The 22,788-nt window shown below is 68.3% G+C and carries 24 protein-coding genes; 10 read left to right on the top strand and 14 right to left on the bottom strand.

Annotated elements, in window-relative coordinates; translation table 11 throughout:
• The first annotated feature begins 96 nt into the window (after positions 1-96).
• From ACSHWB_RS18855 to ACSHWB_RS18840, 4 genes are read left to right on the top strand one after another with little or no spacing between them, the layout of a single operon-like run.
• Entirely contained in the window at positions 97-1,257 is a 1,161-nt protein-coding gene (locus ACSHWB_RS18855; RefSeq protein ID WP_439663316.1) for a cytochrome ubiquinol oxidase subunit I, read from the top strand.
• Complete coding sequence (locus tag ACSHWB_RS18850) at positions 1,257-1,880, top strand: cytochrome d ubiquinol oxidase subunit II (protein ID WP_439663315.1); 624 nt, start codon at positions 1,257-1,259, stop codon at positions 1,878-1,880. The genes ACSHWB_RS18855 and ACSHWB_RS18850 overlap by 1 nt, the downstream gene beginning before the upstream one ends.
• Positions 1,850-3,199 carry an ABC transporter ATP-binding protein/permease gene (locus ACSHWB_RS18845; protein ID WP_439663314.1) on the top strand — a complete coding sequence of 450 codons (1,350 nt, stop codon included), beginning with the start codon at positions 1,850-1,852 and terminating at the stop codon, positions 3,197-3,199. Before ACSHWB_RS18850 ends, ACSHWB_RS18845 begins: the two co-directional genes overlap by 31 nt.
• On the top strand, positions 3,196-4,497 hold the full coding sequence (locus tag ACSHWB_RS18840; protein WP_439663313.1) for an amino acid ABC transporter ATP-binding/permease protein: 1,302 nt from the start codon (positions 3,196-3,198) through the stop codon (positions 4,495-4,497). The genes ACSHWB_RS18845 and ACSHWB_RS18840 overlap by 4 nt, the downstream gene beginning before the upstream one ends.
• Here the strand turns inward: ACSHWB_RS18840 and ACSHWB_RS18835 are convergent.
• Entirely contained in the window at positions 4,429-5,340 is a 912-nt protein-coding gene (locus tag ACSHWB_RS18835) for a glucosyl-3-phosphoglycerate synthase (protein ID WP_439663312.1), read from the bottom strand. The genes ACSHWB_RS18840 and ACSHWB_RS18835 overlap by 69 nt on opposite strands.
• Positions 5,340-5,678 (bottom strand): hypothetical protein, encoded by a 339-nt coding sequence (locus tag ACSHWB_RS18830; protein WP_439663311.1) that lies wholly within the window; start codon positions 5,676-5,678, stop codon positions 5,340-5,342. The genes ACSHWB_RS18835 and ACSHWB_RS18830 overlap by 1 nt, the downstream gene beginning before the upstream one ends.
• Positions 5,679-5,796: 118 nt before the next feature.
• Between ACSHWB_RS18830 and ACSHWB_RS18825 the strand changes: the two genes are divergently transcribed.
• Complete coding sequence (locus ACSHWB_RS18825) at positions 5,797-7,293, top strand: CocE/NonD family hydrolase (RefSeq protein ID WP_439663310.1); 1,497 nt, start codon at positions 5,797-5,799, stop codon at positions 7,291-7,293.
• Positions 7,294-7,303: 10 nt separating this feature from the next.
• Positions 7,304-8,356 carry a winged helix DNA-binding domain-containing protein gene (locus ACSHWB_RS18820; RefSeq protein ID WP_439663309.1) on the top strand — a complete coding sequence of 351 codons (1,053 nt, stop codon included), beginning with the start codon at positions 7,304-7,306 and terminating at the stop codon, positions 8,354-8,356.
• Here the strand turns inward: ACSHWB_RS18820 and ACSHWB_RS18815 are convergent.
• From ACSHWB_RS18815 to dapE, 3 genes are read right to left on the bottom strand one after another with little or no spacing between them, the layout of a single operon-like run.
• Positions 8,327-8,878, bottom strand: coding sequence for a TIGR00730 family Rossman fold protein (locus ACSHWB_RS18815; RefSeq protein ID WP_439663308.1), 552 nt, complete (start codon positions 8,876-8,878; stop codon positions 8,327-8,329). The two genes, ACSHWB_RS18820 and ACSHWB_RS18815, sit on opposite strands and share 30 nt — an antisense overlap.
• Positions 8,860-9,642, bottom strand: coding sequence for a TIGR00730 family Rossman fold protein (locus ACSHWB_RS18810; protein WP_439663307.1), 783 nt, complete (start codon positions 9,640-9,642; stop codon positions 8,860-8,862). Before ACSHWB_RS18810 ends, ACSHWB_RS18815 begins: the two co-directional genes overlap by 19 nt.
• 17 nt (positions 9,643-9,659) lie before the next feature.
• The gene (dapE, locus tag ACSHWB_RS18805) at positions 9,660-10,727 is read right to left on the bottom strand and encodes a succinyl-diaminopimelate desuccinylase (RefSeq protein ID WP_439663306.1); all 1,068 of its coding nucleotides are present in this window, start codon (positions 10,725-10,727) and stop codon (positions 9,660-9,662) included.
• 60 nt (positions 10,728-10,787) lie between these two features.
• Here dapE and ACSHWB_RS18800 point away from each other — a divergent pair, with 60 nt between their 5' ends.
• From ACSHWB_RS18800 to ACSHWB_RS18790, 3 genes are all read left to right on the top strand, one after another.
• Entirely contained in the window at positions 10,788-11,201 is a 414-nt protein-coding gene (locus ACSHWB_RS18800) for a hypothetical protein (protein ID WP_439663305.1), read from the top strand.
• Positions 11,202-11,225: 24 nt separating this feature from the next.
• Entirely contained in the window at positions 11,226-12,182 is a 957-nt protein-coding gene (gene dapD, locus ACSHWB_RS18795; protein WP_439663304.1) for a 2,3,4,5-tetrahydropyridine-2,6-dicarboxylate N-succinyltransferase, read from the top strand.
• An 84-nt stretch (positions 12,183-12,266) separates the two neighbouring features.
• Positions 12,267-13,172, top strand: a complete 906-nt coding sequence (locus ACSHWB_RS18790) for a hypothetical protein (RefSeq protein WP_439663303.1) — start codon at positions 12,267-12,269, stop codon at positions 13,170-13,172.
• A 2-nt stretch (positions 13,173-13,174) separates the two neighbouring features.
• On the opposite strand, the gene dapC is transcribed toward ACSHWB_RS18790, so the two are convergent.
• Positions 13,175-14,266: a succinyldiaminopimelate transaminase gene (dapC, locus tag ACSHWB_RS18785; RefSeq protein WP_439664625.1), complete on the bottom strand. Its 1,092-nt coding sequence runs from the start codon at positions 14,264-14,266 to the stop codon at positions 13,175-13,177.
• Positions 14,267-14,268: 2 nt separating this feature from the next.
• A complete protein-coding gene (gene fdxA, locus ACSHWB_RS18780; RefSeq protein WP_030480843.1) occupies positions 14,269-14,595 on the bottom strand; it encodes a ferredoxin in 327 nt (108 codons plus the stop codon).
• Positions 14,596-14,747: 152 nt separating this feature from the next.
• On the opposite strand from fdxA, the gene ACSHWB_RS18775 reads away from it, so the two are divergent.
• Entirely contained in the window at positions 14,748-15,470 is a 723-nt protein-coding gene (locus ACSHWB_RS18775) for a GNAT family N-acetyltransferase (RefSeq protein ID WP_439663302.1), read from the top strand.
• On the opposite strand, the gene ACSHWB_RS18770 is transcribed toward ACSHWB_RS18775, so the two are convergent.
• The 7 genes from ACSHWB_RS18770 to ACSHWB_RS18740 all read right to left on the bottom strand — a co-directional run bounded on the left by ACSHWB_RS18770 (position 15,446) and on the right by ACSHWB_RS18740 (position 22,741).
• Positions 15,446-15,877 carry a hypothetical protein gene (locus ACSHWB_RS18770; protein ID WP_439663301.1) on the bottom strand — a complete coding sequence of 144 codons (432 nt, stop codon included), beginning with the start codon at positions 15,875-15,877 and terminating at the stop codon, positions 15,446-15,448. The two genes, ACSHWB_RS18775 and ACSHWB_RS18770, sit on opposite strands and share 25 nt — an antisense overlap.
• A complete protein-coding gene (mshB, locus tag ACSHWB_RS18765) occupies positions 15,867-16,703 on the bottom strand; it encodes an N-acetyl-1-D-myo-inositol-2-amino-2-deoxy-alpha-D-glucopyranoside deacetylase (protein ID WP_439663300.1) in 837 nt (278 codons plus the stop codon). The genes ACSHWB_RS18770 and mshB overlap by 11 nt, the downstream gene beginning before the upstream one ends.
• Positions 16,704-16,780: 77 nt before the next feature.
• Complete coding sequence (locus ACSHWB_RS18760) at positions 16,781-17,773, bottom strand: ABC transporter ATP-binding protein (protein ID WP_439663299.1); 993 nt, start codon at positions 17,771-17,773, stop codon at positions 16,781-16,783.
• Entirely contained in the window at positions 17,770-18,942 is a 1,173-nt protein-coding gene (locus ACSHWB_RS18755; protein ID WP_439663298.1) for an ABC transporter ATP-binding protein, read from the bottom strand. The genes ACSHWB_RS18760 and ACSHWB_RS18755 overlap by 4 nt, the downstream gene beginning before the upstream one ends.
• Complete coding sequence (locus ACSHWB_RS18750) at positions 18,942-19,874, bottom strand: ABC transporter permease (protein ID WP_439663297.1); 933 nt, start codon at positions 19,872-19,874, stop codon at positions 18,942-18,944. The genes ACSHWB_RS18755 and ACSHWB_RS18750 overlap by 1 nt, the downstream gene beginning before the upstream one ends.
• Complete coding sequence (locus ACSHWB_RS18745) at positions 19,867-20,865, bottom strand: ABC transporter permease (protein WP_439663296.1); 999 nt, start codon at positions 20,863-20,865, stop codon at positions 19,867-19,869. The genes ACSHWB_RS18750 and ACSHWB_RS18745 overlap by 8 nt, the downstream gene beginning before the upstream one ends.
• A 94-nt stretch (positions 20,866-20,959) precedes the next feature.
• On the bottom strand, positions 20,960-22,741 hold the full coding sequence (locus ACSHWB_RS18740; protein WP_439663295.1) for an ABC transporter family substrate-binding protein: 1,782 nt from the start codon (positions 22,739-22,741) through the stop codon (positions 20,960-20,962).
• Between the last annotated feature and the right edge of the window lie 47 nt (positions 22,742-22,788).

Below are 22,788 nucleotides of genomic sequence, written 5' to 3'. Positions count from 1 at the left end.
TCCCTGAAATCCGCGCTCAGGGTCAGCCCTGAGATCCCCCTGAAATGGGCGTTCGCGCCTTCATAAGTAGTGGCGCTACACATAGCGTCCCAACCTATGAGTGCAGTAGACCTCGCCCGGCTCCAGTTCGCCCTGACCACGTCGTTCCACTTCCTGTTCGTGCTGCTCACGCTCGGTCTGGTCACGCTGCTGGTGATCATGCAGACGAGGTTCACGATCACCGGCGCGCCCGCGCACGAACGGATGACGAGGTTCTGGGGCCGGATCTACGTGATCAACTACGCGCTGGGGATCGTCACCGGCATCGTGATGGAGTTCCAGTTCGGACTGAACTGGTCAGGCCTCGCGACCTACGCCGGCGACGTGTTCGGCGCACCGCTCGCGATGGAGACGCTGATCGCGTTCTTCCTGGAGTCGACGTTCCTCGGCCTGTGGATCTTCGGCTGGGGCAGGCTCAACCGCTGGGTGCACCTGTCACTGCTCTACCTGACGGCGCTGACCGCGTTCGCGTCGGCGTTCTGGATCATGGCGGCGAACGGGTTCCTGCAGCACCCCGTCGGCTACCGGGTCGACGGGAACGTGGTGCGGCTGGACGACTTCGGCGCGTTGCTGACCAACCCGACGTTCACCGCCGCGCTGACCCACGTGGTCTTCGCGTCCATCACGGTCGGCGGCGTGTTCATGACCGGCGTCTCGGCGTACCACTTCATCAAGCGGACGCCCGAGGTCGACTTCTTCCGGCGGTCGCTGCGGCTGGGCGTCGTCACGACGGCCCTCGCCACGCCGACGCTGATCGGGGCCGGGTTCGCGCAGTTCCCGGTCATCGCGAAGTTCCAGCCGCACAAGACGGAGGCGGCGCCGTGGATCGGCGCGCCGCTCGGATTCATGATCATCATCGGGATGACGCTGACGATGGTCAGCTGGGTCACGCTGCCGCTGCTGATCAGGGACGCGGTGATCCGGATGCGCTTTCCCCTGTACCTCATGGTGATCGGCATTCCACTGCCGTTCGTGGCGGCCGTCTTCGGGTGGCTGTTCCGCGAGATCGGGCGGCAGCCGTGGCTGATCTACGGCCTGCTGCGGACCGAGGACGCGGTGTCGCATGTGGACGCATCGCAGATCCTGTTGTCGCTCATCGTGTTCACGTCCCTGTTCGTGGTGCTGGCCTGTGTCGACTGGGCGTTGATCGCACGTGCGGTCCGTCGCGGTCCGGACGTGGCGCCCGCCCCCGTCTCGCCACTGGTGGTGACCCTGTGATGGAAACGCTCTGGCTCGTCGTGCTCGGCACGCTGACCGCCGGCTACTTCGCGCTGGCCGGTTTCGACTACGGCACAGGACTTCTGCTGCCGTTCCGCGGACGGGAGGTCTCGCTGCACCGGATGAACCCGTTCTTCCTGGGCAACGAGGTGTGGCTGGTCGCCGCGATCGGGGTGCTGTTCGCGGCGTTCCCGCGGCTCGAAGGCGAGCTGCTCTCCGGCGCGCACAGCACGTTCACGCTGGTGCTGGCCGGGCTGGTGCTGTTCATGGCCGCGGTGCAGCTCAGGTTGTGGTGGTGGCTGGTGTTCACCGGCGCGTTGATGGTCTCGGTGGGCTGGGGACTGTTCCTGGCACATCTGCTGCACGCGCCGTGGCCGGTCGCGCTCGTGATGCCGGCGCTGTTCGCGGTGCACGGCTGGGTGTTCCAGACCCGGCGCTGGAAGGTGTTCCCCGCCACCGCGTTGCTGTGCGCGCTGCCGATTCCGCTCGCGTTCAGCTCGATCGACGTCACCGGGCTCATGGCGCACAACGACACGCTCAGCCTGCTCGCGTGGGTCGCGGTCCCGATCATCCCGTTGGTGGTGTTGGTGCAGTGGTCGATCGTCGCCATCTCCTCGCGCTGATCCCGATCCCGTTCCTGGTGCTGCTCCAGGCCGAGCTCCTGGCGTCGGTGCTGAGCGGCGGAACGGGACTTCTCCTGCTGTGCCTGGTCATCGGCGCGCGAGTGCTGGTCTGGTGGGTGCACCGCGAGTGGGCTCACCGGGCCGCCGAACGAACCCGCGCGCGTCTGCGGGAAGCCTTCCTGCGCTCGCCCGGCACCAAGGCCGGTGAGGCCGCCACGCTGGTCACCCGCGGCGTGCACGACGTGACGCCGTACGTCGTCGGGTATCTGCCGCAGCAGGTCCTTGCTGTGGCCGTGCCGCTCGCGGTGGTGGTCAGGTTGGCGTTCGCCGACCTCACCGCGGCACTGACGATCCTGGCGACGCTGCCGTTGATCCCGATCTTCGGTGTGCTGGTCGGCGCGCACACCCAGGAACGGACGGCCCGCCAGTGGGACGCGCTGGCCACCCTCGGCGGGCACTTCCTCGACGTGGTCAAGGGAATCGGCACGCTGCGGGCGTTCGGGCGGGCCGAGGCGCAGTCCACCACGGTCCGCAGGCTCGCAGCGCAGCACAGGACCGAGACGATGTCGGCGCTGCGGGTCGCGTTCCTGTCGGCGTTCGTGCTGGAGCTGGTGGCCACGATGTCGGTCGCACTGGTCGCCGTGCCGGTCGGGCTCAGGCTGCTCGGCGGCGGGGTGCCGCTGCACACCGCGCTCCTCGTGCTCTTCCTTGCGCCGGAAGCGTTTCTGCCACTGCGGGCCGCTGGCGGCCAGTACCACGCCAGCGCACAGGGCCGGGAGGTGCTCGCCCAGGTGCCGGCCCGCATCGAGTCCTCCGGCCAGGCGCCGCCGGATCTCACCCAGGCCGAGATCGTGTTCGACAACGTGAGCGTCCGCAGCCTCAAGGACTTCTCGTTGCGCATCGAGCCCGGCGAACGGATCGCGCTGGTCGGCCCGAGCGGCGCGGGCAAGAGCACGATTCTGGGACTGCTGCTGGGTTTCGTGCGACCCGACGACGGTCGCGTGCTCGTCGGCGGCGTCGATCTCCAGGACATCGACCGCGAAAAGTGGCTGGCAGCGCTGTCGTGGGTGCCGCAACGGCCCACGCTCGTCCCGGCGAACCTCTCGTCCGGCGAGCAGCAGCGGGTCGCGCTGGCCAACGCACTGGACCGGCGCCAAGCCGCGTTGTTCCTGCTGGACGAACCCACCGCACACCTCGACGCGGAGACGGAAGCACTGGTACTCAAGGCAACGCGCGAGTTCACGCGAGGCAGGACGGCGGTGATCGTGGCGCACCGCCCGACGCTGCTCAACGAGGTCGACAGGGTGGTGACGGTGTGAAGCTCGCGATCCTCGTCGGAACGCTCGCCGAACTGGCCGGCGTCGGCCTCGCCGCGACGGCGACCTGGCTGATCATGCGTGCCGCCGAGCACCCGCCGATGCAGGCGCTGACCGTGGCGATCGTCGCGGTCCGCACCCTCGCCCTGGTCAAGGGCGCCCTGCGCTACCTCGAACGCCTGACCAGCCACAAAGCGGTGCTCAGCGAGGCCGTCGAACTGCGCGGCCAGGTCTACGACGATCTCGCGCACCGCAAGCACATCCCGTCCGGCGCGGCGCTGACCCGCATCGTCACGAACGTCGACCAGCGCCTCGACATGAAGCTCCGCGCCACCCTGCCGTGGATCACCGCGGTCCTGGTCGGCGCCGTCGTCGCAACGGTGTCCGGCTTCTCGCTGCCGCTGATCGCCGGCCTGCTGATCAACCTGGCCCTGCTCCCCTGGCTCGCGATCCGCACGCCGCAGGACCTCACCCCGTTGCGCGCCAGGCTGACCGAACAAACCACCGAACTGGTCCACAGCAAGGAAGAACTGATCGCCTACGGCCTGTTCGACGAGAAACTCCGCAATGCCACCAGGACGGCGAAAGAGCTGTCCCGCAAGGAACGCACCAAAGACCTGACCCCGCTCGCGATCGCCGTCCAGTTCGGCGCGGCCCTGCTCATGCTCACCCAGCACGAACCGGCCTGGCTGATCATGGCAGCCATCGCCACCTTCGAGATCACCGTCCCGCTCGCGGCCCTGACCAGGCCACGCCCGGAAACCACTGACGAGCCCGAACCCGCCCACGACCCGGAAACCCCTGACCTGCAAGGCAGAACCGCGATCGTCGGCCCGAGCGGCTCGGGCAAGACCACGTTGCTCAACGCCCTCGCCCACCGACTCGAACCGAGCAGGGCAGCACTGGCCGACGCGCACGTCTTCCACACCACGGTCCGGACCAACGTCCTGCTGGCCAAACCCGATGCCACCCAGGAGGAACTGGACCAAGCAGCGAAGATCACCGAGCTCGACCTCGACTGGGACCAGGTCGTCGGCGAACGCGGCGAGGAGATCTCCGGCGGCCAGCGGCAACGCCTGATCCTCACCAGATCGGTGCTGGCCGACCCCGAGATCCTGCTCCTGGACGAACCCACCGAGGGCCTCGACCCCGAACAGGCCGACCGCGTGCTCGGCAAGATCCTGGACAACTCCCGGGGCACGGCCCTGGTCGTCACCCACCGGACCGAGCAGCTAGCCCTTTTCGATCACGTGCATCATCGGGGGCCGATCAGCCACGAGCACGTCGGTCGAGTCGGGTAGCCACTCGCCGCCGACCTGCACGAACTGCGTCAACGGCCCGGAGTCCGCGACCACACCGCACCGGGCCAGCGCGGTGCCCATGATCTGCGACGACATCGCGCCGAGCTGCAGCAGCGACCGGTTCCGGTGCTTGCGCACCCCCAGGTTCACCTGGGCCAGTGCGGAAAGCCCGTGCACGCGGTGCACGTCCAGCAGCAGTCCGATCTCGACGCCGTACCCGGCCGCGAACGGCACCGACTCCAAAAAGGACCGGGTGGCCGCGTACTCGCCGCCGAGCGGTTGCACCACACCGGAGAGCTCCGGCCGCAACGTGTTCAGCAACGGCCGCGCCACCAGCTCGGTCACCCGCCCGCCACCGCTGCTCTCCAGCCGCAACGGCCGCCGGTAGAACCCCTTCACCAGGTGCACGCCGGCGTCCAGCAGCAACGGCCCCAGCAACGCCGTGACGAACGCGGTCTCCGGGTCCACCAGGTCGGAGTCCAGGAAGACGATCAGGTCACCGGTGGTCGCGGCCAGCGACCGCCACAGCACCTCGCCCTTGCCCGGCAACGGCTCGAGCCAGGGAACCACGTCCTCGCGCAACACGACCCGTGCCCCGGCAGCGGAGGCGACGGCGACAGTCCGGTCGGTCGACCCGGAGTCCATCACCACCAGCTCGTCCACCAGGGTCCCGAGCAACGGCCGGACCACGGAGACCACGTCCCCGACGGTCTCCTCCTCGTTCAACGCGGGCAGCACCACGGACACGGTCCGGCCGCGCTTCAACGCGACCAGCTCGTCCACGTCCCACGACGGCTGCTGCCAGGTGTGCGAGGCGAACCAGGCTTCGACGGAGGGCAGCATCAGGCGAGCGCCCGCATCGCCCGCGCCGGCGGACGGGTCCCCGTCACGCTCGCGACCATCTCCACGACCTTCCTCGCCTGCCGCACGTCGGAAGCACGAACGGCGCGTGCTCCGGACATCGCAGCCACTGTGGCAGCCGCGAGCGTGAAGTCCTCGTCCCCTGCGGGGATCGTCACCACATCCAACGTTTCGCGCAGTGACGGCATTTCCAGCTCGCCGTCGAACTCGACCACGTCGGCGCCGTCGGCCACAGCCCGTCTCAACTCGTCCGCGCTGGTCAGATGCGCAACAACCAGCACGCGGTCTTTCGGCAGCTCAGTGACGCGGAATCGGTTCACGCCACCCAGCGTAGACAGTGACCTGGCTCACAGCTTCTTGCTACTCACGAGTAGCCACCTGGTTTACTCCGCAGTAACAAACCCTGTGTGATCTACGTCATGGTCAAGGAGGACCAGAGTGCGACGATCACTTGTTTTAGTGCTGGTACTCCTCACAACCCTGCTCGGTGCTCCTGTTGCCGCCACCGCGGCCCCCGGACACCAGATCTCGTACCGGTCGATCCCCGGCGTCGGCGGCACCGTCCTGAAGGCCCTCGTCGTCGAACCCACCGGCCTGGGCAGCGGCCCGTTCCCGCTGCTCGTCATGCCGTCCAGCTGGGCGGTCCCCAACATCGAGTACGTCGGCGCGGCGGCCAAGCTCGCCAAGGAGTCCGGGTACGTCGTGGTGAGCTACACCAGCCGCGGCTTCTGGGACTCCGCCGGCACGATCGACGTCGCCGGCCCTGAGACCGTCGGCGACGTCAGCAAGGTCATCGACTGGGCCATCGCCAACGCGCACGCCGACGGCACCAGGGTCGGCGCGGCCGGGATCTCCTACGGCGCTGGGCAGTCCCTGCTGGCCGCGGCGAACGACAAGCGCATCAAGGCCGCTGCGGCGCTGAGCACGTGGACCGACCTGGCCCGCTCGCTCTACCCCAACAACACCGTGAACAAGCAGGCCGTCGAGGTCCTGCTGGCGGCGGGCAAGGCCACCGGACGTCCGGGACCGGTCCTCGTCGAGGCAGAGGACGCCTACCGCGACGGCAGGTTCTGGGAGGTCGTGCCGATCTCCGCGGAACGCTCGGCGGCCAGCAAGATCGCCCAGATCAACGCCAACGGCACCGCGGTCATGCTCGGCAACGCCTGGAACGACGGCATCTTCGCGCCGGGCCAGATCACGGACTTCTACGGCAAGCTCACCGGCCCGAAGCGGCTCATGCTCTCGCCGGGTGACCACGCCACCGCCGAGCTGTTCGGCGCGGCGGGGCTGCCCAACGAGATCTGGGAGTCGGTCGGCCGCTGGTTCGACCGCTACGTCAAGGGCACGGCCAACGGCATCGACGCCGAGCAGCCGGTGCGGCTCAAGCCCAACAACGGCGGCACGTGGAGGACGTTCGGCGCCTGGCCGAGCGGCGCCGCGGACACCGTGCAGCTCGACGCGAAGAGGATCCACGCCGGCTGGGGCACCGTCGCCGACAGCGGCACGATCCTGCTCTCCGGTGCGCTGCAAGGGTTCCTGAACATCCCGACCGGGGTCTCCCTGCCGTTCGTCGACCGCAACGTCGCGGGCGTCTGGGGCGGGCCGGAGTACCCCCGCGGTGCGACGATCGCCGGCACGCCGAAGCTCAAGCTCCAGGTCACCCCGAGTGCGGAGACGACGACGTTGTTCGCGTACCTGTACGAGGTGGGGCCGCTCGGGCTCGGTGCGCTGATCACGCACAAGCCGGTCAAGGTGACCGGCGCCGGCCGCACGCAGACGCTCGACGTGGAGCTCGAACCGACGGTGTGGAACGTCGGCTCCGGCAACCGGCTGGCGCTCGTGATCGACACGGTGGATCCGCGTTATCTGACGGAATCAACTCGCGGCTCAACCGTCACCTTCGGACCGTCGAGCCTCACGGTTCCGAAGGCGTAAGAATGTCCGGGTGGACCTCACCCGGCAGCAGGTGCTCCTCCACCGGATCCATCAGCACGAACTGGACCGGCGGATCTCCGACGCGGCCGAGCTGGCGGTGCTGTCACTGGGCATCCAGGACAACACCTCCGGCTCGGCCCTGCTGAGTCTCGCCGCGCGCCTGCACAAACCCTCTGCCGACGACTTCACCCTGATCTGGTCCGTCCGCGGTGCTCCTCATCTGCACCGGGACGGTGAGCTGAAAGCCTTCTCCCGCGCGCTGTGGCCGTGGAGCGACGCCGACGCCCGTGCCCGTGCCTCGCGGCCGAAGGTGGACGAAATGGTGGCGGCGCTGCGGCACATCGCCACCGCGATGAGGTCGATCGTCACGAAGCCGATGACCAAGGGCGAGGTGAGCAAGGCCCTGACGCCGTTGGCTCCCCAGCAGACGATCGAACCGTGCCGCGGCTGCCAGACCGAGCACGTCTCCGATCCGATCTTCCGGCTCGGCGCCCTGCCCGCGGGTCTCCGGATCATCCCGGAGGAGAAGACCGTGACGTTCGAACGCATCCACGGCTGGCCCGGTGTGCCGCGCAAGACCGCGGGGTTCGACGAGCTGGTGCACCGGTACCTGACGCTGCACGGCCCGGCCGGACCGTCCGAAGTGGCCAGTTACTTCGGCACGAGCACCCGCGAGGTCAAGAAGCGGTGGCCGAAGGACGGCCTGGTCGAGGTGACCGTCGAGGGGCAGAAGGCGTGGCTGCCGGAGGACCTGGAGATCGCCGACGCCGAACCGCCGGAGGTCAGGCTGCTGCCGCCGACCGACCCGTACCTGCAGGCACGTGACCGCGACCTGCTGCTGCCGGACAAGGCCGCGCAGAAGGACATCTTCCGCATCCTCGGCCGGCGCGGGGCGATCCTGGTGGACGGCGAGATCGCGGGCTCCTGGCAGGGCAGGGTGGTGTCCGGCAAGCGGTTCGAGGTGACGGCCACGCCGTACCGCCCGCTGCCGGATCTCCTGCCGGAGACCCAGATCCTGGCTCAGGCCAAGGGACTAGACGACGCAGGCGTCAAGGGCGACTGACACGTCGTCCGTGACGATCAGCGACTGCAGCGCGGCGTGCGAGACGAAACCCTTGTCCCGCAACTCCGTCAGCCACTCCACGAGTCCCTTGTAGTGGTTGTCGACGTCGAGCAGCACGACGGGCTTGCCGTGCATGCCCAGCACTCCGGCCGTCCACACCTCGAAGAACTCCTCGGCGGTGCCGATGCCACCCGGCAGCGTCAGGAACGCGTCCGCCTTGTCGTCCATCATCTTCTTGCGCTCGCGCATGGTGTCGACGACGTGCAGCTCGGTCGACTCGCGGTCGGCGATCTCCCTGGTGGCCAGGCCCTTCGGGATCACGCCGTAGGTGTGCGAGCCGCCCGCGCGGGCCTCCCGCGCGACCGCGCCCATCATCGACGTCTGCCCGCCGCCCCAGACGAGGTGCCAGCCGCGTGCCGCGATCTGGCGCCCCACCTCGGCGGCGAGGTCGATGTAGCTCTGCGGAACGGTCGCGAGACTTCCGCAGTAAACAGCGACATACATCAGTGTGCGTCCGCCCATGCCTTGTGCGCGTCCTTGACGACGTTCACCGCGTCGTCGATGTCGTCGGTGAGGTGCAGCAGCGCGAGGTCCTTCTCGCCGACCTTGCCGCCCGGCAGCACCGAGTTCTGGATCCAGTCGTAGAGGCCCTGCCAGTACTCGGTTCCGAACAGCACGACCGGGAACTTCGTGACCTTCTTCGTCTGCACCAGCGTCAGCGCCTCGAACAGCTCGTCGAGCGTGCCGAACCCACCCGGCAGGCAGATGAACGCCTGCGAGTACTTGATGAACATCGTCTTGCGCACGAAGAAGTAGCGGAAGTTCACCCCGAGGTCGACCCACGGGTTGAGGCCCTGCTCGAACGGGAGCTCGATGCCGAGCCCGATCGAGAAACCACCGGCCTCCGAACACCCGCGGTTGACCGCCTCCATGGCGCCGGGACCACCACCGGTGATGGCCGCGAACCCGGCCTCGGCCAGTGCTTTGCCCAGGTCCCGGCCGATCTGGTACTCCGGGTGGTCACGGCCGGTACGCGCCGATCCGAAGACCGTCACCGCGCTCGGCACCTCGGCCAGCGCGCCGAAGCCCTCGACGAACTCGGCCTGGATCCGCAGCACCCGCCACGGGTCGGTGTGCACCCAGTCCGACGGGCCGCGGGAGTCGAGCAACCGCTGGTCAGTGGTGGTGGTGCGGTCGTCCTTGCGATCACGCCGCTCCACGACGGGACCGCGACGCTTCTCCGATGGGCGCTCGTCGACGGCGCCGTTCTTCTTCTCTTCCGTCATCACTGAGATTCTAGTGATCAGTCCAGCAGAAATCGCTTAAGCACGGCGAAACACCCGGTGATCTGCTGGACCGGCACGTTCTCCTCCTGGGTGTGCGCGAGCGTCGGATCACCCGGCCCGAAGTTGACCGCGGGCATCCCCAGCGCCGCGAACCGCGCCACGTCCGTCCACCCCAGCTTGGCGACCGGCGTCCCTCCGGCGGCCTCGATGAGCTCCTGTGCGGCGGAGGCGTGCAGTCCCGGCAGCGCACCGGCAGCGAAGTCCGTGACGGTGACGTCGAAGCCCTCGAAGACCTCGCGCAGGTGCTGCTCCGCCTGCTCCACCGTGCGGTCCGGCGCGAACCGGTGGTTGACCGTGAGCACGGCCTCGTCCGGCACGACGTTGCCCGCGACGCCGCCGCTGATCTTCACGGCCTGCAGGCCCTCGTGGAAGTGGCAGCCGTCGATCTCGGGCTGCCTCGGCACGTAGGCCTCCAGCCTGCGCAGCGCCTCGCCGAGGCCGTGGATGGCGTTGCGGCCCATCCACGCCCGCGCGGTGTGGGCGCGCTTGCCGGTGGTCCTGATCTCGATGCGCATGGTGCCCTGGCAGCCGGCCTCGACCGTGCCGTTGGACGGCTCGCACACGATCGCGAGGTCGCCCATCAGCCAGTCCTGCTGCTCGCGCTCGATGCGGGTGAGCCCGTTGCGCTCGGCCTCGATCTCCTCGCAGTCGTAGAAGACGAACGTGAGGTCGTGACGCGCGTTCTGGCTCAGGGCCGCGATCGCGAGCATGACCGCGTCGCCGCCCTTCATGTCGACGGTGCCGCAGCCGTGCAGGATCCCGCCCTCGCGGCGGCTCGGGAAGTTCTGGTTGATCGGCACGGTGTCCAGGTGCCCGGCGAGCACGACCCTGCGCGCCCTGCCGGCGTTCGTGCGGGCCAGCACGGCGTTGCCTGATCGGGTGATCTCCAGGTGCGGCGCGTGGAGTTTCAGCGACCGCTCCACGAGGTCCGCGATCTCCGCCTCCTCCCCGGACACGCTGCGCACATCCACCAGCGAGGTCGTCAGGTCGATCGGGTCGGCGAACAGATCAAGGGTGTCGGACACGCGGGTCACCCTACCCAGGCGGCTTGGGCACTGGGCCGTTCAGCCGATACCGTGCGCTGCGTGATCAAGCGCGCACTCCTGGTCATCTCCCTGCTGCTCCCGGCGACCGGCTGCGGCGAGGCCCCCGCCGCGTGCGACCGGCAGTGCGGTGAGATCCGGGCGCTGTTCACCGCCCCGTGCGGCTCGCAGCACAACTTCACCCCCGCCGACTGCGCCGCGTGGGTCGGCGAGGTCAGTGCCATGACCCAGCAGCTGGACAGGTCGCTGCGGGGCAAGCAGGTCCAGCAGGACGTCAGCGAGGTGCTGCCCCGGCTGATGACCGCAGTTGGCGACTTCGAGGCGCACCAGTGCGGTGAAGTGCGCGTCGACAACGTGTCCAGCACGGACGCACGGCAGTCGAAGTGCAACGAGGCACTGATCGAGACTCGCGGTGACCTCGGCTCGCTGTACTTCTCGGCAGAAGTGCCCGACTGACGCTTCGGACTAAGCTCGGTAGCCGTGAGCACCGCATACGGCATCGGCCTGGCCACTGTGACCCCGGACGGCACCGTCCTCGACACCTGGTACCCCGCCCCCGCGCTGGGCGACACCGCGGAGCTGGGCACCGTCCGCGTGTCGTCGGCCGAGATCGCGGAAGCGCTCGGAGAGGCCGCCGCGAAGCTGCTCGGCGAGGACCTGGAGCGCGGTGTCGAGGTCGTCGGCGTCAAGGTCGTCATCGACCTGGAGGCCGCCCCGGAGAACACCTACGACATCTGGCTGCGCCTGCACCTGCTCAGCCACCGCCTGATCAAACCGCACGGCGCGAACCTCGACGGCATGTTCGGCCTGCTGACGAACGTCGTGTGGACCAACCACGGCCCGTGCGCGGTCGACGGCTTCGAGCAGACCCGCACCCGCCTGCGCCTGCGCGGCCCGGTGACGGTCTTCAGCATCGACAAGTTCCCGCGCATGGTCGACTACGTCGTCCCGTCCGGTGTCCGCATCGGTGACGCGGACCGGGTCCGCCTCGGCGCGCACCTCGCGTCCGGCACCACGGTCATGCACGAGGGCTTCGTGAACTTCAACGCCGGCACGCTCGGCAGCTCGATGGTCGAGGGCCGCATCTCCGGCGGTGTCGTGGTCGGCGACGGCTCGGACGTCGGCGGCGGCGCGTCGATCATGGGCACCCTGTCCGGTGGCGGCAAGCAGGTCATCAGCATCGGCGAGCGCTGCCTGCTCGGCGCGAACGCCGGTCTCGGCATCTCTCTCGGCGACGACTGCGTGATCGAGGCGGGTCTCTACATCACCGCGGGCACGAAGGTCACACTTCCGGACGGCGAGGTCGTCAAAGCGGTGTCGCTGAGCGGACAATCGAACCTGTTGTTCATCCGGGACTCCGTCACCGGCACCGTGAAGGTCAAGCCCCGAAAGGGCACCGGCGTCGAGCTCAACGCGGCTCTGCACGCCAACGACTGACCGATCCAGAAACCCGGTGTCTGGGGCCCGGTCTGCGAAGGCAGACTGGGTCTCAGTCGCTTCCGGGAGCAGAGGGAGGTGCACGTGCTGAAACAGCGACTGGAGTTGAACGCTCGCGCCGCGATCGAGCGTGCCCTCCAGGGGGCGCAGTCGGAGGACTCCTTCGTGGAGTTCAAGACGCAGTGGCCGGTCGACCACGGCAAGGCGGCCAGGCAGATCGCCGCGCTGTGCAACGCCGCGCGCGGGTCGGAGGCCATGTGGATCGTCGGCGTGGACGAGAAGGGCCGCTACGTCAAGGGCGCGCCTGCCGAGGAGCTGTCCTCGTGGTGGCCCCGGGTGGAGTCCCACTTCGACGGCGTCGCACCGGGACTCACCACCGTCGCGTTCGACTGGGCGCGCGGCCGCACGGTCGTCGTCCTCAGCCTGCAGACCGACAACGCGCCGTACGTGTTCGTCACGAAGAAAGAGCCCTACAGCAGGGAAATCCCGTGGCGCTCCGGTGAACGCACGCGCAGTGCCCGCCGCGGCGAGGTGCTGGAACTGCTGGTGCCCAAGCTGGACATGCCCGGCTGGGAGTTCGTCAGCGCCCGCGCGACGCTGAGCCAGCACTCGCCGACGCTGCGGTTCGAGGGCGACCTCTACCTGGAGACGAACCAGCCGTTGTCGTTGCCGCACCACAGATGCCACTCGTACGCGACGTACGGGCTCGACAGCGAGACGGTCGACCTGGCGTTCAGCTTCCGCACCAACACGCGAGACGTGCGGGCCGTCGAACGCGTCGTGCGCGTCGCGGAACCGGCCGTGCTCCACGTCAGCGCGGACGCCGACGTGGAACTGGACGCGTTCTCCGACCTGTGGGACCTGCACTGGCACCTCGTGCTGGGCCTCGGCCTGAGCGGCGAGCAGATCAGCACGTCGGTGCGGCTCACGACGGACGCCGTGCCGCCCAACCAGTTCACCCGCAGGGTCTGGTCGGCGCTCAAGCCCTGAGATCAGGCGCTGAGGCGCTCGGCGGCCGCGGCGATCCGCTCGTCGGTGGCCGTGAGCGCGACCCGCACGTGCTGGGCGCCCGCAGGGCCGTAGAACGTGCCGGGAGCCGCGAGGATGCCGCGGTCGGCCAGCCAGGAGATCGTCTCCCAGGCGTCCTCACCGCGGGTCGACCACAGGTAGAGCCCCGCCTCGGAGTGCGACACGGTGAACCCGGCCGCCTCCAGCGCGGGCTTGAGCACCTCACGCCGAGCCAGGTAGCGAGACCGCTGCTCGGCCACGTGCTCGTCGTCCTCGAGGGCGGCGCGCATGGCCTCCTGCACCGGCCGCGGCACGATCATGCCGGCGTGCTTGCGCAGTTCGAGCAGGCCCGCGACCAGCTCAGGATCGCCGGTGACGAACCCGGCCCGGTAGCCCGCGAGCGACGACGACTTCGACAGCGAGTGCACCGCGAGGACACCGTCGAAGGAGTCCACAACGGACGGATGCAGCACCGACACCGGCGAGGAGTCCCACGGCAGCGCGAGATAACACTCGTCCGACGCCACGATCGCCCCGACCGCGCGGGCGGCGGCGACGGCGTCCCGCAGCTGCTGCGCCGAGAGAACGCGGCCCGTCGGGTTCGACGGCGAGTTCAGCCACACCAGCTTCGTGCCGGCGGGCGGCAGTTCCCCGTCGGCCAGGCGGACGACCTCGGCCCCGGCCATCAGCGCGCCCACCTCGTAGGTGGGGTACGCGACGGCCGGCACGGCGACGACGTCACCCGGCCCGACGCCGAGCAGGGTGGGCAGCCACGCCACGAGCTCCTTGGAGCCGATCGTGGGCAGCACCGCCGCCTCCGGCACACCGACGATCCCGTACCGGCGCTCCACCGCGGCGACGAAGGCCGCGCGCAGCTCAGGGGTGCCGTGGGTGGTCGGGTAGCCGGGGATGTCGGAGACCGACGACAACGCGGACCGGATCACCGCGGGAACCGGGTCGACGGGCGTGCCGACCGACAGGTCGACCACGCCGCCGGGGTGCGTGCGCGCCTTGGCGGCGTGGTCTGCCAGCAGGTCCCACGGGAAGTCCGGCAGCGCCGGGCCCCTGCGGTTGATGATCAATGCCCCTCGGCCTGCGGCGCGAGGACCTTCACGAACTCCGGGTCGGCGCTGACCTTGCCGACCTTCGACGCGCCACCGGGCGAGCCGAGCTCGTTGAAGAAGTCGACGTTCGCCTTGGTGTAGTCCTTCCACTCATCGGGGACGTCGTCCTCGTAGTAGATGGCTTCCACCGGGCACACGGGTTCGCACGCGCCACAGTCCACACACTCGTCGGGGTGGATGTAGAGCATCCGGTCGCCTTCGTAGATGCAGTCGACAGGGCACTCTTCGATGCAGGCCTTGTCGAGCAGGTCCACGCACGGCTGGGCGATCACATAAGTCACTGCGCTCTCCAACTTCATCGGTCACACCGCGCAAGCCGGAGAGTACGCGGCACGTTCGAGTATCACCCGGTCAGGCTTGCCTTAGCTGTGCGGTCCGACACGTCTTCACTCCTGACCTGAAACTCACTCGCCAACATAGTCAGGATGGACGTGTGCACACCGTGGATCACCTGGAATCGCTCTGCGCGCGAGCATGGCCCGTCCTGGCAGAAGTTCCGCTTGGAGACTGGTTGATGCGTGCCGCAGCCGGCTTCACCGGCCGCGCCAACAGCACGCTGACCTGCGGCGATCCCGGCATGCCCGTGCCGGACGCGTTGAGGGTCGCTCAAGGCTTCGCCCGTGAGCACGGCATCAAACCCACCGCTCATGTGGTCAACGGCTCACTGCCGGAGGCGGCCGTCGAGGCGGCGGGCTGGCGGGTCGATCTGGATCACCCCGGCGGCGCCGAGTCACTGGTGATGACCGGTCCGCTGGAGAAGTTCGCGGACGGTGTGGCCGAGAGTCGTGATCTTCCCGGATGGTGGGAACTGACGGCCGGATCCGAGGTCTCCCCCGCCCAGCGGCACGTGCTCGGCAGCGGCGGCAACGTCTGCTTCGCCTCGATCACCGACGGCGGCACCGTGATCGCGGCTGTGCGCGGCGCCGTGGTCGAGGACGTCCTGCACGTCGCCCGCCTCGCCGTGCGGCCGTCACATCGCCGTCAGGGCCTCGCACGGCGCCTGATGGGCGAGCTGGCGGGCTGGGGCCTGGAGCAGGGCGCCACGACGTGCGTGCTGCAGGTGGCCGAGCACAACGAGCCGGCGATCAGGCTGTATGAGGAGCTCGGCTGCACCGAGCACCACCGCTACCGCTACTGGATCCCGGCGGTCTCGTAGAGGCCGGGCCGGTTCGCGGCGTTGCGGGCCATCACGGCTCCCACGGCCACCGCGCCCGTCAGCGCACCGCCCGCGAGCATCAGCAGCCCGCGCCAGTCCTGGAGGAGCAGCACCTGACCGTTGATGCTGCCCGGCTCGAAGTAGCCGAACACCATGATCGTGAAGAACCACACGAGCAGCGGCAGCGCGGCGGTGAAGACCCGTTCGGACAGCGAGGCCGCCCACGACACCAGCAACGGTGTCGTGACGGCTGCCACCACGATCATGATCGGGAAGGGCCAGTCCCCCAGCTTCGGCAGCAGCGTGCCGTCGAAGCGCAGGGGCAGGAACATCGTTTCCAGCACGGCGAGTGCCGCTGCCTCGACGCACAGAAGCAGCAGGAAGACGACTCGCCAGCTACCTGTCACCCAGTCCTCCGAAAAGATCTACCTCCGCGCCGGTCGCGGAACCCTTGGCAATCACGTAGTACTCGGCGCGGACCAGCGGCTGCGCGATGTTGTTCGACAACGCGTACCCGCCGTCCCACACACTGACCTGCGTCGAGTGTGCACGCAACGCGCGGCGCTTCGCCGTCAGGTGCTCCGACACGTCGACAACCGTTGTGATCTCTTCATCCGGCGTCACCGGCAGCTCGCCGGGCTCGGGCAGCCGGAACGCCTCGGGGAAGTTCTCCAGCGCGGCCACACCGGCCTCGGTGGCGTCGCGGGACGTCACCGCGTAGAAGACCCGCTCGACGTCGGAGACCTGGGCGCACGCGGCGACCGTGATCTCGTGCGCGCGGATGTGGTCGGGGTGGCCGTAGCCCCCGAACGCGTCGTAGCTCACGACGACCTGCGGCTTGACCTCGCGCAGGATCTCGACCAGCTGGGCGGTCTGGTCTTCGAGCGGTCCCTGCACGAACGCGCGCGCCTTCGCGTTGGACGGCACGTCGACCATGCCGGAGTCGCGCCAGCGGCCGATGCCGCCGAGGAACCTGTGGTCCGTCACACCGAGGGCGGCGCAGGCTGATCTCAGCTCGCCCACGCGGTATCCACCCAGCTGGTCGGCGGCGTCGGCGGCGAGGTTCGCCAGCGCGGGCGGGATGATCTCGCCCTCTTCGCCCAGCGTGCAGGTGACGACGGTGACGTGCGCGCCGGCCGAGGCGTAGCGCGCGATGGTGCCGCCGGTCCAGAGACTCTCGTCGTCCGGGTGGGCGTGCACGAAGAGCAACCGTGGTGGGGCAGTCAGCGTCACCGGAAAAGAGTAAAGGCCGCCCTCATCGGTTGATAAAGGCGGCCTTTGCTAACCATCTCAGTTGGTCGGTGAAGCTTTTAAACGACCGCACGTTCCTCGGCGAAGTGGCACGCGGACAACGTTCCCTCCGGCCCGCCACGCCTTTCCAGCTTCGGTTCTTCGGTGGCACAGATGTCCTGGGCCTTCCAGCATCGCGTGCGGAAGCGACACCCCGACGGCGGGTTGACGGGCGACGGCACGTCGCCGGTCAACACGATCCGCTGACGCTGGCGTTCCTTCTTCGGGTCCGGCATCGGCACGGCCGAGAGCAACGCCTGCGTGTACGGGTGCATCGGCTTGCCGTAGATGGCCTCCCGCTCGCCCATCTCGATGATCTTGCCGAGGTACATGACCGCGACCCGGTCCGAGATGTGCCGCACCACCGAGAGGTCGTGCGCGACGAACAGGTACGCGAGCCCGAGCCGTTCCTGCAGCTCCTCCAGCAGGTTCACGACACCGGCCTGCACCGAGACGTCCAAAGCGGACACCGGCTCGTCCAGCACCAGGAACTTCGGGTTCAGCGCCAGCGCGCGGGCGATGCCGATGCGCTGCCGCTGACCGCCGGAGAACTCGTGCGCGTACCGGCTGCGGTGCTCGGGGTTGAGGCCCACCAGCTCCATCAACTCGTTGACCCGCCGCTGCACGCCGCCTTCGACACCGTGGATCACCAGCGGTTCCGCGATGATGTCGTTGACCTGCCACTTGGGGTTCAGCGACGCGTACGGGTCCTGGAAGACGATCTGGATGTCCTTGCGCAACGGCCGCAGCTGCTTGTTGCTCATGGACGTGAGCTCGCGGCCCTCGAACTTCACCGAGCCCGAGGTCGGCTTGTGCAGCTGCAGGATGGCGCGCCCGGTCGTGGACTTGCCGCAGCCGGACTCGCCGACGAGACCGAGCGTCTCACCGGGGTGCAGGCTGAACGACACGCCGGACACGGCCTGCACCGTGCCGATGTTGCGCGGGATGATCCCGTTGCCCCGCACCGGGAACTCCTTGACGAGGTCGGTGACCTCCAGCAGTGGTGTGGTCACTTCGCCTCCTCGTCCTTCAGGTCCGTGAGCAGAGATCCGTGCACGGCGGTCACCTCGAGCGACTCGTCGGGGTTGGCCGCGGCGAACACCGCAGGGTTCTCCACGGTGCCGATCTCGTCGTGCAGGAACAGCTTCTGCGGCTGCTCGATGGTCGCCAGGTGCTCCCAGCGGTGGCAGCGCGTCGTGTGGTTCGCGACGCCGGCCTCCTCCAGCAGCGGCTCCCACTCGTGGCACACGTCGGTGGCGAGCGGGCAGCGCGGCGAGAACGAGCAGCCGGTCGGCAGGTTCACCAGCGACGGCGGCGCGCCCTTGATCGGGGTGAGCCGCTTGCCCAGGGTGGACGGGTTCGGGACCGAACCCAGAAGTCCCACCGTGTAAGGCATCCGCGGCCGTTCGAAGACGTCGTCGACCGGGCCGGACTCGACCACGGTGCCGCCGTACATCACCTGCACGCGGTTGACCATGCCCGCGACCACGCCGAGGTCGTGCGTGATCATGACGATCGCCGCGTCGGTCTCGGACTGGATGCGCAGCATGGTGTCGAGGATCTGCGCCTGCACCGTCACGTCGAGCGCGGTGGTCGGCTCGTCGGCGATGATCACGCTGGGGTCGTTGATGATCGCCATCGCGATCACCACGCGCTGCCGCATGCCGCCGGAGAACTCGTGCGGGTACTGCGACGCCCGCTTGTCCGGCTGCGGGATGCCGACGAGCTCCAGCGACTCGACCGCCTTGGCCCACGCCGCCTTCTTCGAGACGTCGTGGTGCGCCCGGTAGGTCTCGGCGAGCTGCCACCCCACGGTGTAGACGGGGTTCAGCGACGTCATCGGGTCCTGGAAGATCATCGAGATGTGCTTGCTGCGGAACGGCTGCATCTGCTTGTAGCTGCGGCCGTTCAGCTCCTCGCCGCGGTACCGGATCGAGCCCTCGATGACCGCGTTCTTGGGCAGCAGGCCCATGATCGCCATCGAGGACACGGACTTGCCGGAACCCGACTCGCCCACGATGCCCAGCACGTCGCCGGACTTGAGGTCGAACGAGACGTTGCGGACGGCGCGGACGTCGCCGTCGTCGGTCGGGAAGGTGACCGACAGGTCCCTGACCGAGAGCAGCGGTGCGGTGGTACCGGAGGGCAGGAAGTCCTCCGACAGTTCGGAAACAGTGGACATCAGGCACGCACCTTCGTCTGCCTCGGGTCGAACGCGTCGCGCAGGCCGTCACCGATGAAGTTGACGGCCAGGGAGAGCGACACGAGCACGATGAACGGACCCCAGAACAGCCACGGGCGGTTCATGAACTGCCCGTAGTTCTCCAGCACGATCACGCCGAGCGACGTGTCCGGGGGCTGGACTCCCAGTCCCAGGAACGACAGCGCGGCCTCGGTCAGCACCGCGGCGGCGATCGCCAGGGTGGCGTTGACCGTGATGCTGCCGATCATGTTCGGCACGAGGTGCTTGAAGATGATGCGCGGGGTGCTGGCGCCACAGGCACGTGCCGCCTCGACGAACTCCCGCTGTGCCAGGGAGAGCGTCTCGCCGCGGGTGATGCGGGCGATCTGCATCCAGGCGAACGCGGCGAGCACCAGCGCGACGACGTACCAGCTGCCGGAGAACCCCTTCACGACGATCGCGGCGACCGCGATCTGGGGGATGATCAGCAGGAGGTCGACCAGGCGCATCAGCGCCGTGTCCACGAAGCCGCGCAGATATCCGGCCAGGGCGCCGAACGTCACGCCGACCGCGGTCGCCAGGGCGGCCACGATCAACGCGATCTGCAGCGAGTAGGCCGTGCCGCGCATGAGCAGCGCCAGCATGTCCTTGCCGACCTGGGTGGTGCCGAGCGGGTGGGTGCCGCTCATCGGCTGGTAGGACTTGCTGGTCACGTCCTCGAAGTCGTACGTCCAGATGAACGGGCCGAGGAACGCGAACAGCACGAGGAAGACGAACACGCCGAAGCTCACCATCGCGAGCCGGTGGCGCAGGAAGCGACGCAGGACGAGCTGGCCCTGCGTGCGGGTCTTGGTGGCGTCGAACTCGTGGGAGCCGGACTCGGGAGCGCTGCTCACCACACCGCCCTCGGACGCCATGTTGATGTTAGCCAAGGCGAATCCTAGGGTCGAGGACGCCGTACACGATGTCGGCGAACAGGTTGAACAGCACGATCAGGGTCGCGGTGACCGCGAGCCAGCCCATGAGCATCGGCGGGTCGAACTGCCGCACGGAGTTCACGAGCAGCGTCCCCATGCCGGCCCAGCCGAACACGGTCTCGGTGATGATCGCGCCGGACAGCACGGCACCGAAGTTCAGCGAGAACAGCGTGGCGACGGGGATGAGCGCGTTGCGGAACGCGTGCTTGAAGATCACGCGGCTCTGCGAGATGCCCTTCGCCCGTGCGGTGCGCACGAAGTCCGAGTGCAGGATCTCCAGCATCGAGGCGCGTTCGAACCGGCTGTACGCGGCGAAGCTGATCAGCATCAGCGCGAGCGTCGGGAGCAGGAACGTGCCGGTGTACTTGAAGATCACTTCGCCGAAGCTGCCGGTGAAGCCACCTGGCCTGGGGCCCGCGGTGGTGAGCCACCTGTCCAGCCCCATCGACTCCAGGACGTTGTTGAACTGGATGCCGTAGTTCTTCACGATGACCGCGACGCAGAAGATCGGCATCGAGAACATGAGGAACGCGGTGCTGGTGGCGAGGTAGTCGAAGATCGAGTACTGGCGCACGGCGGCGAGCACGCCGACCGAGACACCCAGTGTGAGCGCGAGCAGTTCGGCGCCGATGACGAGGCGTCCGGTGGTCCACAGCGCGTCGGTGACGGCAGGGAAGACGGCGGTCTTGGCCTGACCGAGGGCGATGCTCTGGCCCCAGTCGCCCGACAGGAAGTCGGTGAGCCAGTTCCAGTAGCGGACGATCACGGGCTTGTCCAAGCCCAGGGCGACCTCCGCCGCCTTGAGGTCGGCTTCGGTGACGCCGGGCCGGAATCGCATCTCCGCCAGGGGGTTGCCGGCGGTGGCGACGAGGACGTAACAGGCGAAGCTGCCGATCAGCAGAATGGGTATCGAGATCAACAGCCGTCGAATGATGTAGCGGATCACGGCGGGGCTCCTAGGGGGCAACCCGGCTCGGGCGGGGCCGGACTCGTGGTCCGGCCCCGCCCGGTCAGGCGTTGCGCACTTCAGCTATGGCGAATTACTTGGTCTGCCACTCGTTGGCGTTCCAAAGCGCGCCGTAGTAGCTCTGGAAGTACACGCGGTCGAGACCCTTGAAGGCCCACATGTTCGGCATCTGGAAGAGCGGAAGCGAACCGTAGGCGTTCGCGATCTCCTCGTCAGCCTTCTGGAAGTACTTGAGCGAGTCCGCGATCGTCGTCTGCGAGACGCCCGACTTGAAGGCCTCGTCCGCCGCAGGGACGCTCAGGTTCTGCCAGTTCTGGCCACCACCGGTCTCGTAGATCGACTTCTTGTCGCTCTTGAGAGGACCACCGGACCACGCGAACAGCGCGACGTCGTAGTCACCCTGGCTCACGCGCTCGTCAAGGAAGTTGGGGTCGGTGTCGTCCTTGATCTCGATACCGGCTTCCTTGCACTGGCCCTGGACCAGCTCGACGGTCTGCTTGCGCCGCGGGATGTCGGTGTGGCTGATCCGGAAAGAGGCGCGCAGGCCGTCCTTCGCGAACACGCCGTCGGCACCCTGCGTCCAGCCCGCGTCACCGAGGATCTTCTTGGCCGCGGCCGGGTCGCCCTTCGCCTTCTCGGCGTAGACGTCCTTGTAGCCCTCGTCCTTCGGGAAGAAGATCAGGCTGCCCAGCGGCTTCGCGTCCGCCTGGACCTCGGAGATCAGCTTGTCGATGATGTCCTGGCGCTTGACGCACATGAAGAAGGCCTTGCGGACCTCTTCCTTCGCCAGCACCGGGTTCTTGAACTGGATGTCGAAGTGCTCGAACGACAGGCCGGGGCCCGCGCCGAACGTGATGCCCTGGGCGTTGAGGCCCTTCAGCTTCGTGGCGGCGTTCGCGTCGGGCTGGGCCATGGAGTTGACGGCGACCTCACCGTTCTCCAGCGCCTGCGCCTGCGCGACGGGGTCCGGGACCGCCTTGAGGATGATCTTGGCGGGGCCACCGGCCCTGCCGATCCACTTGGGGTTGCGCTCCAGCGTCACGGACTGGTTCGGCTCGAAGCCGGTCATGACGTAGGGGCCGGCACCCGGCATGAGGTCCTTGGTGAAGCCGTTCCACTTCTCGTTCCAGAAGTCGGCAGCCTTCTGGATGTCAGCGGCGGCGCTGTCCTTGTTCAGCTTGGTGATGTCGGCGATGCCGGCGTTCTTCTCCAGGATGTGCGCGGGAAGCACGTCGTTGTTGAAGAGGCCGATGTAGTCCGGGTACGGGTCCGCGAACGAGCCGACGAACGTCTGGTCGTCCTTGCACTCACCGGTCATCAGGTCGTAGCCCGTGCTGCCGGCCGGCTTGAAGAACTTGCTGTTGTCGGCCTTCTTGGCCGAGTTGCTCTGGGTGAACCAGGCCATGTAGAAGTCGTCGCAGTCCCAGGCCTCGCCGTCGGACCAGGTGACGCCCTTCTTCAGCTTCCAAGTGACGACCTGCGGAGACTTCGAGGTGACCTCGATGCTCTCCATGACGTCCTTGTTGACGCTGTACTTGTTGTTGCCGTTCAGGATGTTCGCACCCGGCTGTACGAGAACCAGCGCGAACGTGTTGTAGGACTGGTTGGCGTCCTCGGTCGCGTTGTTGTACGCGGTGAACGCCTTGTCCGTCGAAACAACGATCTGGTCGCTCTGCTTCGTCTCCGGCGCGGTGTAGCCGTCCGCGGACTCGCCGCGTGCGACAGCCATCTCCGCGATGGTGGCGTCGCCACCGTTGGCGTCGCTGCTTCCACCGCCGCCACCACCGCAGGCACCCAGCACGAGAGACGCGCTGGCGACCAGCGCGATCGCCGGAAGTGCTTTGGTTCTCCTCATCGACACGTGCCCTCCTAGCACTGGGCGGCCGTGGCCTGGTCGGCATG

Source organism: Lentzea sp. HUAS TT2, assembly GCF_051853195.1.
Lineage (GTDB): Bacteria > Actinomycetota > Actinomycetes > Mycobacteriales > Pseudonocardiaceae > Lentzea.
Note: the sequence above shows the minus strand (reverse complement) of the source record. Positions and strands in the feature narration are given on the sequence as shown.

Excerpts from the sequence above, each read along its gene's own strand:
- ACSHWB_RS18850 (WP_439663315.1), top strand. The coding sequence starts at position 1,257 with ATGGAAACGCTCTGGCTCGTCGTGCTCGGCACGCTGACCGCCGGCTAC.
- ACSHWB_RS18815 (WP_439663308.1), bottom strand. The coding sequence starts at position 8,878 with ATGGGCGGACGCACACTGATGTATGTCGCTGTTTACTGCGGAAGTCTC.
- ACSHWB_RS18810 (WP_439663307.1), bottom strand. The coding sequence starts at position 9,642 with ATGACGGAAGAGAAGAAGAACGGCGCCGTCGACGAGCGCCCATCGGAG.
- ACSHWB_RS18855 (WP_439663316.1), top strand. The coding sequence starts at position 97 with ATGAGTGCAGTAGACCTCGCCCGGCTCCAGTTCGCCCTGACCACGTCG.
- ACSHWB_RS18755 (WP_439663298.1), bottom strand. The coding sequence starts at position 18,942 with ATGTCCACTGTTTCCGAACTGTCGGAGGACTTCCTGCCCTCCGGTACC.
- ACSHWB_RS18740 (WP_439663295.1), bottom strand. The coding sequence starts at position 22,741 with ATGAGGAGAACCAAAGCACTTCCGGCGATCGCGCTGGTCGCCAGCGCG.
- ACSHWB_RS18835 (WP_439663312.1), bottom strand. The coding sequence starts at position 5,340 with ATGCTGCCCTCCGTCGAAGCCTGGTTCGCCTCGCACACCTGGCAGCAG.